Here is a 12,613-nt window from a genome sequence, read left to right on the forward strand (position 1 = left end):
TCCCCTGTTCAATATATGCCGCTCGCTGATGTCTTCGCGTCCCCTCTCGGGCTCGCAGCGCTGGTGGGTGTGGTGCCACTGCTGCTACTGTACCTCATCCAGCCGGACCCGCGGGAACTGGCGTTGCCGACGGTCCAGTTCCTCCAGTCAGACCCGGACGAGGGCGGCTCGAACCCGGTGTTCGAACGGCTGCGACGGAACCTCCTCCTGTTCCTCCAGCTGCTCGTGATCAGTTTGCTCGCCGTCGCGCTGGCCGCCCCGTACGTGACGGTCACGCAGGCTGCCAGCGCACAGCCGACGGTGCTGGTCGTCGACGCCTCCGCCAGCATGGCGACCGACACCGGCGACGGTACGCGGTTCGCCAAAGCGGTCGCGGCGGCCAAACAGTCGGTCGGCACGCCGACGACCGTCGTCGTCGCCGGGGCGACCACGCGCGTCCCGGCCGAGAGAGTGAGTCCGGGCGACGCGAAAACGTCCCTCGACGACCTCGCCGTCACGGACGCACCGGGCGACCTCCGGGGGGCGATCAGCCGTGCGACGGCGCTCGCGGGGTCGGAGAGTCGCATTGTGGTGTTCAGCGACTTCGCCGGCGACGGCGGGGACTGGCAGGGCGCCGTCCAGACGGCGCGCGCGTCGGGACTGGACGTCTCGCTCCGTCAGTTCGCCGGCGGTGGCGACGAGAACGTCGGGATCGTCGACCGGCAGTTCGGCTCCCAGCGGGTCACCGTCTCGGTCGCCAACACCGGCGAGACTGCGGCCGAGCGCACCCTCTCGCTCGCCGGCCGCTCGCGCTCGCTCTCGCTCGAACCCGGCGACGTCCAGTCTGTGACGTTCCCGCTGCCGACCCAGAGCGCGACGGCGAGGCTCTCGCCGGGCGACTCGTTCCCGACAGACGACGTCGCGCACGTGACCGTCCCGGCGCAACGAACGGTCGACACCCTGCTGATAACCAACGGCGACAACCGCAATCTCCGGACCGCGCTCGACGTGATTCCCACAGTCGACCTCACGGTTCGCCGGCCGCCGGCCTCCGTTGCCGGCAGCTACGACGTGGTGGTGTTCGCGGACGTCGATTCCGACCGCGTGCTCGGCTCGACGAAGGAACTGGCCCGCAAGACGGTCGCCGACGGCGGCGGCCTCGTCGTGCAGGGCCAGGCGGACGTGGGGCGGGTCGGCTACGGGTCGCTGCTGCCGGTGAACCCGCAGTCGGTTCGCAACACGACGGGCGAAACCGCGGCCACCGACCACGAGCTCACGAACGGCTTCGACTTCCCGACGCCCGACGAGCACCTGGGTGCCAGCACCGCCCGGGCGGACGCGCTCGTGACCGTCGGCGACGGGTCGCCGCTGCTCGCGACGGCCCGCCGATCGGGCGGGCGCGTCCTCTACTACGGGTACCTCCCGAACCAGACCGCGTTCCGGTACAGCTACCGCTATCCGGTGTTCTGGAAAGGCGCGATCCACTGGGCCGCCGACCGCCCGTCCGCTGACGAGTTGAACTACCGGACCGGCACGACGCTGCAGTTGCCGAACCGGACGACGGTCGAGACGCCCGGGGGCACCCGGACGGCGGCCGCGGTCCGACTCGACGCCGTCGGCACGTACCGGACGCCCGACCGGCGGGCGAGCGCCAGCCTGCTGTCGGCGAGCGAGTCGAACCTGACTGCGCCCGCGCCCGACGTGGCCGGCGGCAACGTCACTACCAGCGGCGCCGCGTCCGAGCCCGTTCGACAGGACCTGACGCCGCTGGTTTTGCTCGTCGCCGTCCTGCTGGTGCTGGGCGAACTCGGCTTCCTCCGCTATCGAGGTGATCTCTGATGGCCGTCGAGACCACCGTCGCCGGCGTTCGCGCGGGACTCCAGCATCCGCTCGCGCTCGTCGCGCTCCCGGTCGTTGCCCTGCTGGTGGGCTGGCTGTTTCGCCGCCGCGGTGAGGGGACGACGTTCGCGGGGCGCACCCGGCTGCTGGTGTTCGCTTCCCGGGCGCTCGTCGTCGTCCTGCTGGTGGTGGCCGCGGCCGGGCCGTACACGCTTGCGACGGCGTCGGTGTCTGGCGACCCGCAGGTGACGATGCTCGTCGACCGCTCGGCCAGCATGGCGACGACGGACGCCGCTCCCGGGGAACTCGCCGCTGCGATCGAGGACCGCGGCGTCGAGGTCCGCACCCGACGAGTCGGCTCGGAGCGGCGCTCGCCGGTCGGCGACGCGGTCTCGGGGGCGCTCTCGACCAACGGGAGCGTTCTGGTCGTCTCGGACGGCCGCGTCACCGACGGGCGCTCGCTGGAAGCGGCGGCCGGCATCGCCGAGCAGGTCAACGCGTCGATTCACACCGTCAACCTCTCGACGACGACCACCGAGCGAGCCGTCTCCGTCCACGGGCCGGCCAAGACCAGCACGGGCGTCGCGAACACGTTCAGCGCCGTCGTCCGCGGCGTCGAACTGCACGACTCCGTCCAGCTGACGGTCACCGTGGACGGCCAGGAGGTCATCAGCGAGCGGGTCGACGGCGGTGGCGGCGTCGAGTTCAGGCACAACTTCACGTCGACCGGGAGCCATCGCATCACGGCGCGGATCACGGGCGAGGACGTCCACGACCGCAACGACGTGTTCCGGAAGACGGTCCGGGTCGTCGACCCGCCGAAGATCCTCTACGTCGCCCGCGGCGAGTACCCCCTCGGCGGGTTCCTGGAGAACGTCTACGAGGTCGACCGCGCGCGGCAGATCCCGAACGATCTCTCGGGGTACTACGCCGTGGTCGTCCAGGACGTGGCCGCCAGGGACCTCGGGAACGTGAGCGCGCTCCAGCGCGCGGTCATCGACGGGACCGGCCTCGTCACGGTCGGCGGCGAGAACGCCTTCGAGTACGGTAACTACCGCCAGTCGTTGCTGACGGAGATGCTGCCGGTCACCATCGGCGAAGGCGGTCGCACCTCGCGCGTCGTCATCGCCGTCGACATCTCTGGGAGTACGAAGGGGTCGCTGTCCGTCCAGCAGTCGCTGGCGCTGGACGTGCTGGACCAACTGGGCGACCGCAACCAGGTGGGCCTCGTCGCGTTCAATCGGAACGTCTACCGCATCGCCGACCTGTCGGTGCTGGGGAGCTCCCGCGAGTCGCTGTCCCGGCAGGTCCGCCGCCTGCAGAGCAGCGGTGGCACGGACGTCAGCGCCGGGATCGAGGGCGCGACCGAGATGCTCGGCGGTGGCGGCGGGACGGTCATCCTCCTCACCGACGGTCGCGCACAGGTCGGGGACGCCAGGGGTGCCGCCGCGGAGGCCGCCCAGGACGGCGTGCAGGTCATCCCGATCGGCGTCGGGACGAACGTCGCCGACGACCACCTGACGTCGGTCGCCGACGCCGGTGACGGCACGTACCTCCGGGCCGACGAGACCAACCGGCTGCGCATCCTCTTCGGCGGCGAGACCCGGGAGTACCGGGGCGGCGGGCTCACCGTCGTCGACGGCTCCCACTTCATCACGAGCGGCGTCCAGTTCGAGGCGACGCCCGACCGAACCCACGCCGTCGCCGCCGCCGACCGCGCTGACTTCCTCGTCGCCGGTCCGACGGGCAACCCCGTCATCTCGGCCTGGCGGTACGGGCTCGGCCGCACGGTCGCGATCACCGCCTACGACGGCGACGGCACGCTCGGGGGGCTGCTCTCGGCCCCGGACTCCGTCGGCGTGACGAAGTCGGTGAACTGGGCCATCGGCGACCCCGAGCGGCTCGAAACGGGCGTCACCGACGTCACCGACGCTCGCGTCGGCACGCCCGTCACGGTGACCTACGAGGGGGCTACCCGACCGGCGGCCAAGGGCGTCCAGTTCGCCCAGACCGGCGACGGGCAGTACGAGGCGACGTTCGTACCCGGGCAACCGGGGTACGGGTCGATCCTCGGCGCGGAGTACGCCGTGAACTACCCCAGGGAGTACGCTGCCTACGGGCAGTCGGCGTCGCTCCGGGACGCCGTCGGGACGACCGGGGGCCGGGTCTTCGAACCGACCGAGGCGGCCGCCATCGCCGAGCAGGTTCGCCGGGACGCGACCGGGGTTCGGACGGTCACCCGCGAGTGGACGTGGCTCGTCCTCCTGGGCGCGCTCCTCCTGTACCTCCTCGAAGTCAGCGCTCGCAGACTCCACCGCATCAAATCATGACGCTCATCGGAACCAGACTCAACACCGTGCTCGTCGTCCTCGTCGGCCTGTCGGTCGTCGGCACCGCCGGTGCGACCGTCTACTACGAGTCGTCGGTCGAGGACGTCAGCGGGCGAGAACAGACGTTGCGCACGGAGAACGAACGGCTCGAACAGCGACTCGCGACGACTCGCGCGCAACTCAACCGGACGGAGGCGAAACTCCAGCGCATCAACGACAGCCTGACGACCCGACAGACCGACATTCGCAACCTCACGACCCGACTCAACGAGACCGAGACCGAACTGAAACGGACGAAAGACGCCCTCTCACAGGCGCGAACCCGGATTTCGGATCTCCGTACCGAGAGGAACACCCTCTCCGAGCAGGTGTCGTCGTTACGTGACGAGAACCAGGACCTGCAGGACGACGTCGAGCGCCTCGAATCCCGCAACGAGAACCTCGACGAACGGAACGAGGAACTGCTCGACGAGAACTCGGCTCTGGAAACGGCCGTGAACAGGCAGGAGCGGCTGCTCAACGAGAAAAACGAGACGATCTCCGGACTGGAAAACGAGAACGACGACCAGCGGATGGACATCCGGACGCTGTGCAGGAACGAGAACGTGACAGACAGTGACGTCTGCAGGGAGTACGGCTATGACTGACCAGCGTGAGACGATCCAGGAGGCGATCCGGGAGATCCGCCGCGAGGGGTACAAGGCCGCCGGCATGCACGCCGTCGTGGACGCCGTGGCCGTGTTCCTGCTCGTCAACCTCGGCGTGCTCGTTGCCGGCGTTTCCCTGCCGCCGGTCGGTCCCATCGACGGGTCGACGGTGCTGGCCGCCGTCGTGGGCCTCCTCGCGTTCGGCGTCGAGTTCGGGCTTCGCGTCCACTACTACACCGTCGAGCGGTTCGAGGCGACCAATCCCGAGGTCGCCGAGGCGTTGCGGACGGCCCGCGACGCCGCCGAGGCCGCGGACGGCTCGCCGATGGCCGCGCGGCTGTACGACGACGTCATCGCGAAACTCAAGGGGACCAGCGCCGCCGGCTTCGTCGACACCCGCTGGCTCGGGGGGAGCGTCGTCGTGGTCCTGCTGGTCAGCGTCCTCACCATCCAGGCCGCAGTCGCCGGCATCTCCCTCGGACCTGCGGCCGGCCCGCCCGCCAACGAGACGGACGAGCGGACTCCCGGCGGTCCCGTCAGCAGCACGGACAACGGGGACTCCCGGCTCCAGGACGGCGACGACGTCCTCGGGGAGCCCAAGGACGTCGACCGCGGAGACGACGACCTGTCGACCAACATCTCGGCCGGCCGCGGCGGCCAGGAGGGCGACGAGGAACACGCCTACGACGACTCCGGCTTCGTGGCCGACACCGACCCCGTCGCGGCACAACGGGCTGGATACGACGCCGAACAGAACCTCGGCGACGCGGACCTCGTCCGCGAGTACAACCTGCGGCTCAACGCGCGTGATTCAGATGACTGAGAAGATAGATCAGGAGAAGGTCGACCGACTGCAGGACAGACTTCAGAACGCTCGCACCCAGGTGCGTCGGCGCCTCGTCGGCCAGGAGCACGTCCTCGATCAGGTGCTCGCCTGCTTGCTGGCCGACGGGAACGCCCTGCTCGAAAGCACGCCCGGGCTGGGGAAGACGATGCTCGTCCGGACCATCGCGGAAGTCACGGACTGCTCGTTTTCCCGCATCCAGAACACGCCGGACCTGATGCCCTCGGACATCACCGGCACGGAGATCATCCGCGACACGCGCGAGGGACGGGAGTTCACGTTCCAGCCCGGCCCCATCTTCGCGAACGTCGTGCTCGCCGACGAGATCAACCGCGCGACGCCCAAAACCCAGGCCGCACTGCTGGAGGCGATGCAGGAACGCCAGGTCACCGCCGGCGGGGAGACCCGCAAGCTCCCGGACCCCTTCTTCGTGCTGGCGACCCAGAACCCGGTCGAACAGGAGGGCGTCTACCCCCTGCCGGAAGCCCAGAAGGACCGCTTCCTGGCGAAAGTGCTCGTCGACTACCCCGACGCCGAGGCCGAGCGGGAGATCGTCGACCGCTACACCGGCCAGGTCGACGACGACATCCCCGTCGAGCAGGCGCTGTCCACCGAGGATCTGCTCGTGGCCCAGGAACTCGTCAGGCAGATCCCCATCGCCGAGGACCTCCGGGACCGGGTGGTCGATCTGGTGCGGGCGACCCGCGACTCCGATCTGCTCGACTACGGTGCCAGTCCCCGCGCGAGCATGGGCCTGGTCGTGCTGGCGAAGGCCCGCGCGTTCATGATCGGGCGCACGCACGTCGCCAGCGAGGACATCGAGGCGATGGCGAAACCGGTCCTGCGCCACCGCGTCGTCGTGGACTTCCGGGCCGAACGCGACGGCGTGACTCCCGACGACGCCATCGAGCAACTGCTATGATCGAACCGGCCTTCCTGGACGAACTGGCGCGGTACGACGCCTCGCTCCAGCGGCGCGTCGAGACCGTCCAGCAGGGCCACCAGCGCTCGACCGACGTGGGCGAAGGGCTGACGTTCAGCGACCACCGCAACTACGCGCCCGGCGACGACACGCGCCTCATCGACTGGCGCGTCTACGCCCGCACCGAAGAGCTGTACATCAAGCAGTTCGAGGCCGAGCGCAACCTGACCGTCCACGTCCTCGTCGACGCCAGCGCGTCCATGGACTTCGGCGGCGACCGCGCCGAGGTCGGCACGCCCCACAAGTTCGAGTACGCGGCGAAACTCGGCCTGGGCTTCGCTTCGCTGGCCGCCGCCGAGCACAACGACTTCCGGGTGTCGCTCCTCTCGGAGACGTTCGACCGCCTGGACCGAAGCCGCACCTCTCAGGGCGAGGTCCTGCGACTCGTGGACGTGTTCAACGAGACCGAACCCGCGGCGGAGACGTACTTCCAGCGGGCCTGCGAGGACTACGCCGCCACCATCGACTCGAAGTCGCTCGTCCTCGTGGTCAGCGACTTCCTCGAAGACCCCGAGACGGTCGAAGCCGGCCTGAGCGCGCTCCAGCGCAACGATCTCGTTCTGGCCCACGTCATCGCGCCCGACGAGCTGGACCCGCCGGCCCGGGGCGATACGATCTTCCGCGATCCGGAGCGTGACACGAAGCTGCGGACCTACTTCGGCTCGCACGTCGAGCGCACGTATCGCGACCGCTTCCAGGAGCACCGCGACGAGATCGAAGCGATCGCCGATCGGCTGGCCGCTCGCTACGTGGCCGTCGACACCGGCGCGGACTTTTTCGACTCCTTCGGCGAGGTGTGGGTGGAGTGACCTACCTACCGTCCTCGTCGCCGACCTCTCCGTAGGCCTGTGCGTAGCCGCTCGCGTCCTCCTCTGTGCGCTGTTGCTCGCGCTGGCGGAGGCTCTGGCGCGTGAACTGCGGCTTGGCTCTGATCCCCGACTGCTCGCGGAGCGACCAGTAGACGAGACCGAGCGAGAGGGCCGCACCGCCGACGGCGACGCCCGCTTCCGGCCGGTCCCCGCCGAGAAAGAGGACGAGCGCGGCGAGCACTGACCCGACGAACGTGAAGCCGAGGACGACCTGCTTGGCCAACTGGTCGAACACGTCGCTCTCGTCACGGATGGCGGTTTGCACGCGGAGGTCGTCGCGGTCGGCCGACTCGAGGACGCGTTCGAGGGTCGGGCCGGTCGTCACCAGCGCTCGCGTGAGCGCTTCGAGTTCCTCGCGGGCCTGCCCGAACGCCTGTTCGACGCCCTGCTGGGCGTATCCTTCCTCCCGGACGTAGTCGGTGATGAGCGCGATGAGGTCGAACTCGGGATCGAGCGTCCGGCAGACGCCCTCTAGCACCGTGGTCACGCGGACGATGAGCGCCAGTTCCTGGGGCAGGCGCAGGGGGAACTCGTACAGCTCTTTCTGGAAGTCGGCGACGAGTTGCTGGACGCGGTACTGGTCGACGTCCCGGCCGCGGAAACTCTCGAGGACGAGCTCGAACATCTCGCGCATGAGCCGTCGGTCGGCCGTCGGGTCGAGCGCGCCCATGCCGACGAACGCGTCGATGAGGCCGTCGATGTCGTTGCGAGCGATGGCGACGTAGAACTCGAAGATCTCCTCTTGCAGGCCCGGACTGATCTGGCCGGTGATGCCGAAGTCGTAGAAGACGATGGTGCCGTCGTCCTGGACGGCGAGATTGCCGGGGTGTGGATCGGCGTGGAACAGGCCGTGTTCGAGCACCATCTCGATGTAGGCTTCTTCCAGGCGAACGACCAGTTGCTCGCGGTCGATGCCTTTCGCGTCCAGCGTCTCGGTGTCGGTGATCTTCGTGCCGTCGACGTACTCCATCGTGATGACGCGGTCGCTCGAGTGCGAGTCGATCGCTCGGGGCACCCTGATCTTCGGCTCGTCCGCGAAGTTCTCGCGAACGGTCTGTAACATCCGGGCCTCGTGGCGGTAGTCCATCTCCTCGCGGATGGTCGCGGCGAACTCGTCGGCCAGGTTCTCCAGGGTAAAGGCCTGGCCGGGTTCGGCACCGCGGACGAGGAGTGGCGTCAGCGCGTCGATCACCCGGAGGTCCGCCTCGACGCGCCGACGGATGTTCGGCCGCAGCACCTTCACGGCCACGCGCTCGCCCTCGACGCGCGCGGTGTACACCTGGCCGAGACTCGCGCCGCTGATCGGCTCCGTGTCGAACTCGTCGAACGCCTCGTCGACGGGGCCGAGTTCCGCCTCGAGGATCGGCTGCACCGCCGCCCAGTCGGCCGGCGGGACGCGGTCCTGGAGCCGAGTGAGCACCGCGATGTACGGGCCGGGGAGCACGTCGGGACGCGTCGAGAGGATCTGGCCGACTTTGATGAACGTCGGTCCCAGCGCGACGAGGGTGTCGAGCAACCGCTGGGCACGGGCGACCTGCTGGTCGGGGGTGACCGATCGGCCGCTGCCGAACAGGAGGAAGCGGCGTTTGTCGCGCGCGTACGTGAGAACGAGCGGGAGGAACCGCCAGGTGACGACGAGCAGTCGCCATGCCACGCGCAGTCGGAGCCAGCGCACGTCGGTGTGAGCGCTGGGGTCGGACCGCGCGTCGGCCGCGTCGCTGTCGGTGGTTTCGTCACCCCCTGGCGTGGCCGCTGACGGCTCCGACATCGTCGTTTGGCGGTCTACGACGGGCTGACGGAAGGCCGTGGTGGTTCCGCCGTCATACGGACTGTTGCAAGTCATGTCCGCATCGACCGCCCGATACCGGTCGGTCGTCGCGGGAAACAGTTACGACAATCCGTCTCCGTCCTGGATCGCGTCGGGGCGGACCCGGAACCGGTTGTAGCCGCCGTGAGAGAGTTCTAGGGAGCCGAGCCACCAGTTCCAGCGCTCGACGAGGTCGTGGTCGTCCGGGGCGTCCTGGAGGTTCGAGACGACGTCCTCGGGCGTCAACTCGAACCCGAGTTCGTCCGCGATCTTCCCGGAGTCGGCCAGGTCACGGGCCTGCCTCCCGACGACGCGCCGGGCCTCCTCGCTCCCCTCGAACGCGTCGGCCAGTGCGCGATCTAGCTCTTTACTGTCCACGTACTAACTGGAGGGCCGAACGTACTTTACCCTCTCGAAGGCGGTCGATCGTCCACGGCAGCCCTGTGGGGCGACTGGCACGTCGATGACTGGTCGCGCCGGGCAACTGCAGTTCGACAGGGTTTTTATTCGGGACGGACTGTTTTCGGCCACCAATGGCAGATTTCACCGTCGTCGTCGCGGACCCGGAGAACGGCGACAGTCACCAGCTGGACGCAGAGGGACAGGACGCGAACCGATTCATCGGCCGCTCGCTCGGCGAGGAGGTCGAGGGTAGCGCCGTCGGTCTCGACGGCTACACGCTGGAACTGACCGGTGGCTCCGACACCGCGGGCCGACCGATGCGAAGCGACGTGCGCGGCGCCGGCACGAAGGCAGTGCTGCTGGACGGCGGCACCGGCTACGAGCCGAGCCGTGACGGCGAGCGCAAGCGCGTGACCGTCCGCGGCGGCGAGATCAGCGAAGAGACTCGCCAGATCAACGCCAAGATCGTCGACCGCGGCTCCCAGTCCGTCGAAGAGCTGCTCGGCGGCGACGAAGAGTAGTGCCAGAGCGCGTTCCCAGCGACCACGACGCCGTCGATACCCACCGGGCGACCGTCGAGCGCGTGGGGCGGACCGACCGCCACAAGGTCGTCGTCCCCGACGCTGCGGCCGACGCCGTGCCGTCCGACGAGGTCGTCCAGGTCGTGTTCGACGAACAGACGTATCACGCTCGCGTCGAGCAGGACCTCGACGGCGTGCCCGTGTTCAAAGGCGCATACGACACGCCGACGCTGGCACGCTCGCCGGGCGACGGAGAGAACAGACTCGCTGAGTGGGTTGCGGGAACCAGCGTGGCCGTCGGCGATTCGGTGCTGCTGGACGTCGTCACGGACGGATTCAAGTTCGGACTGCGCGCACCCGGCGAGCGGGCGGTCTACGAGGCGACGGAACCACCGAACGACAGCCTCGCTTCCATCGCGCGCGACCTCGACGGGTGACTGCTCCCGACTCGATATTCGGCGAACGCTTTTAGGTGTCGAAGTGCTGTCACCAACTACGGCTGTGAGCACGTAACGCTCAATACTCGTCCGTCCAAACAGCGAGTATCAGACAGCATCGTACACATGTCGGAATCAGTGATTGCGGATTTCGTCGGTAAATTCAACACGAGCGCCGCTGCCGGTGGGGCCGAACCCATCAGGGGGCGCATCCTTCTCAGCAAGAAGCGACTGGTGTTGGCGACTGATTCGGACAAACTGACGATTCCGCTCTCGAGGATCTTCGACGTAGCCGTCGGGAAAGTGCCGCCGGATTTCGGTGCCTTCTTCGACTCGACGGTGACTATCGCGTTCAACACGAACAGCCAGCGTCACATCGCGGCCGTCGAAGCCAGCGACGAGAAAATCGAGAAGTTCTCGACGGTGCTGTTCAAGGTCCTGTTGAACGGGACGACCATGATGGTCAAACACCCCGCCCAGATCGGTGGCCGGGTCACCGGCGAGGAGTTCTACACCGCGAAGCTGCTGCTCAAACGGCGGAAAGTCGTGTTCAAGGGTTCCGACACGTCGTTCACCGTCGACCTCTCGACGGTGACGAACTTCGACCAGAAGAAACGCGAAATCGCCGGCGCGTCGCGGGAAGTGCTGTCCGTCCGGCACATGCAGAACGGCCAGGCGGTCACCTCGCTTGCGGCGATCGACTCCGCGCGCAAGATGAGCCTCCTCGGGCGGTATCTCCGCCTGGAGTACAGCGAGATCACGGAGGAACTGGAGGACGTCGAGCTGTCCGAGGAGGAAACCGAACTCCTCGTCGCGGTTTACTCTGCCGACCCCGGCGTCTCCCTGGCTGGCATCCTCGACAAGGAGCCCAGCCAGGTGACGATGATGCTCAACGACCTCACGGAGCAGGATCTGATCCGGGACGGCACCGACAGTACGCAACTCACGGCGAAGGGTCGGATCATCGTCAGCAACAAGCTCGAAGACGTCAACGTTTGAGGCGCACCGACGCCACGTCCGCTACCGCTCGTTGATCGCGTCGCTCGCGATGTTCCGGCCACGCGCTTTGAGCGTGACTTCCTTGCGGGTGCGGACTTCCTCCAGAATGTCGAGTTCGATGAGGCGGTCGTACACTTCCTCGACGCGGTCGACGTCCATGTCGACGAAGTTCGGAATCTCGAACGGCGACACGCCGGAATACAGCGCCATCAGCACCTCGTGTTCGCGTTCGCTGAGGTCGGCGTTCACCTCCGCGCGCTGTTCGCCCTCGCGGAGGAGACTGTGGAGAAAGGACATGTCGCGGCGTTTGCCCGACAGATGCGTCTGGACGCTCGTGCTCGCGCCTTCGGTGTGTTCGACTTCGAGGACGAGCCGCTCCTGGTCCATCACCGTCCGTTCGCCTTGCTCGACGCCGCCGATGTCGTCGAGATCGATCTCGATGAACTTCCCGTTCGACAGCGCGAGGTCGACCTCGCCCTCGTCGACCTTGAGTCGGCCTTTCTGCCACTCGGAGTCCTGGATCACGCCGCCCTTGACGGCGGGGTGTTTCGCCAGGATAATGCTCTGGTCGAGCAGGGCCTTGAACAGCTTCGTCTTGAACTCCTCGGTGTTGTCCGGGGCGACGAGCATGACGTCCTTGCCCATCTGGAGCGAGAGGTAGCCGGACACCTGGGCGATGGTCTGGTTGACGTCGACGCGGCCTTTCAGGCCGTCGAGTTCCGAGAGCGCGATCGTCCGCTTGCCCTCGTTGCTCACGAGCACGATCCGCTTGTTCGTGAGGATAATCCGGCCGTTTTGCCAATCGATGTCGTTGAGTCGTCGCCCGTTCTTGACTACCTGGGCGAATTTTCCCTGCGAATCATCGAGCTTGTGCTCACCCTCGCTCATGCGTCGTAGCCGATATTATCGGATCGTTTGTTCCCGGATGGTATTAACTTTCGTCTCACTCGCCCGTTC

At 67.8% G+C, this 12,613-nt stretch carries 12 protein-coding genes; 9 read left to right on the plus strand and 3 right to left on the minus strand.

From position 1 onward, the window contains the following. Nucleotides 1–15: 15 nt before the first annotated feature. Genes MU553_RS18045 through MU553_RS18070 form a run of 6 tightly spaced genes read left to right on the plus strand, consistent with a single transcriptional unit; the run spans nucleotide 16 to nucleotide 7,430 of the window. Entirely contained in the window at nucleotides 16–1,818 is a 1,803-nt protein-coding gene (locus MU553_RS18045) for a DUF7408 domain-containing protein (protein ID WP_247380240.1), read from the plus strand. Continuing rightward, nucleotides 1,818–4,148: a vWA domain-containing protein gene (locus MU553_RS18050; protein WP_247380243.1), complete on the plus strand. Its 2,331-nt coding sequence runs from the start codon at nucleotides 1,818–1,820 to the stop codon at nucleotides 4,146–4,148. The genes MU553_RS18045 and MU553_RS18050 overlap by 1 nt, the downstream gene beginning before the upstream one ends. Next, the gene (locus MU553_RS18055; RefSeq protein ID WP_247380245.1) at nucleotides 4,145–4,795 is read left to right on the plus strand and encodes a hypothetical protein; all 651 of its coding nucleotides are present in this window, start codon (nucleotides 4,145–4,147) and stop codon (nucleotides 4,793–4,795) included. Before MU553_RS18050 ends, MU553_RS18055 begins: the two co-directional genes overlap by 4 nt. Beyond that, nucleotides 4,788–5,618 (plus strand): DUF7502 family protein, encoded by an 831-nt coding sequence (locus MU553_RS18060; protein WP_247380249.1) that lies wholly within the window; start codon nucleotides 4,788–4,790, stop codon nucleotides 5,616–5,618. Before MU553_RS18055 ends, MU553_RS18060 begins: the two co-directional genes overlap by 8 nt. Further along, on the plus strand, nucleotides 5,611–6,561 hold the full coding sequence (locus MU553_RS18065; protein WP_247380252.1) for an AAA family ATPase: 951 nt from the start codon (nucleotides 5,611–5,613) through the stop codon (nucleotides 6,559–6,561). Before MU553_RS18060 ends, MU553_RS18065 begins: the two co-directional genes overlap by 8 nt. Beyond that, nucleotides 6,558–7,430 (plus strand): DUF58 domain-containing protein, encoded by an 873-nt coding sequence (locus MU553_RS18070; protein ID WP_247380255.1) that lies wholly within the window; start codon nucleotides 6,558–6,560, stop codon nucleotides 7,428–7,430. Before MU553_RS18065 ends, MU553_RS18070 begins: the two co-directional genes overlap by 4 nt. A gap of 1 nt (nucleotide 7,431) precedes the next feature. Here the strand turns inward: MU553_RS18070 and MU553_RS18075 are convergent, their stop codons facing one another. Continuing rightward, entirely contained in the window at nucleotides 7,432–9,258 is a 1,827-nt protein-coding gene (locus tag MU553_RS18075) for an ABC1 kinase family protein (protein ID WP_247380259.1), read from the minus strand. A gap of 120 nt (nucleotides 9,259–9,378) precedes the next feature. After that, the gene (locus tag MU553_RS18080) at nucleotides 9,379–9,675 is read right to left on the minus strand and encodes a WNWW family protein (RefSeq protein ID WP_247380262.1); all 297 of its coding nucleotides are present in this window, start codon (nucleotides 9,673–9,675) and stop codon (nucleotides 9,379–9,381) included. Nucleotides 9,676–9,830: 155 nt separating this feature from the next. Here MU553_RS18080 and MU553_RS18085 point away from each other — a divergent pair, with 155 nt between their 5' ends. The 3 genes from MU553_RS18085 (at nucleotide 9,831) to MU553_RS18095 (ending at nucleotide 11,656) form a co-directional block, all read left to right on the plus strand. After that, nucleotides 9,831–10,220 carry a 30S ribosomal protein S6e gene (locus tag MU553_RS18085; RefSeq protein WP_247380265.1) on the plus strand — a complete coding sequence of 130 codons (390 nt, stop codon included), beginning with the start codon at nucleotides 9,831–9,833 and terminating at the stop codon, nucleotides 10,218–10,220. Continuing rightward, nucleotides 10,220–10,657 carry a DUF7112 family protein gene (locus MU553_RS18090; RefSeq protein ID WP_247380267.1) on the plus strand — a complete coding sequence of 146 codons (438 nt, stop codon included), beginning with the start codon at nucleotides 10,220–10,222 and terminating at the stop codon, nucleotides 10,655–10,657. The genes MU553_RS18085 and MU553_RS18090 overlap by 1 nt, the downstream gene beginning before the upstream one ends. 126 nt (nucleotides 10,658–10,783) lie before the next feature. Then, nucleotides 10,784–11,656: a CheF family chemotaxis protein gene (locus MU553_RS18095; protein WP_247380270.1), complete on the plus strand. Its 873-nt coding sequence runs from the start codon at nucleotides 10,784–10,786 to the stop codon at nucleotides 11,654–11,656. 21 nt (nucleotides 11,657–11,677) lie between these two features. Here the strand turns inward: MU553_RS18095 and MU553_RS18100 are convergent, their stop codons facing one another. Then, a complete protein-coding gene (locus MU553_RS18100; protein WP_247380273.1) occupies nucleotides 11,678–12,544 on the minus strand; it encodes a CheF family chemotaxis protein in 867 nt (288 codons plus the stop codon). Nucleotides 12,545–12,613: the final 69 nt, after the last annotated feature.

Source organism: Halorientalis brevis, assembly GCF_023077655.1.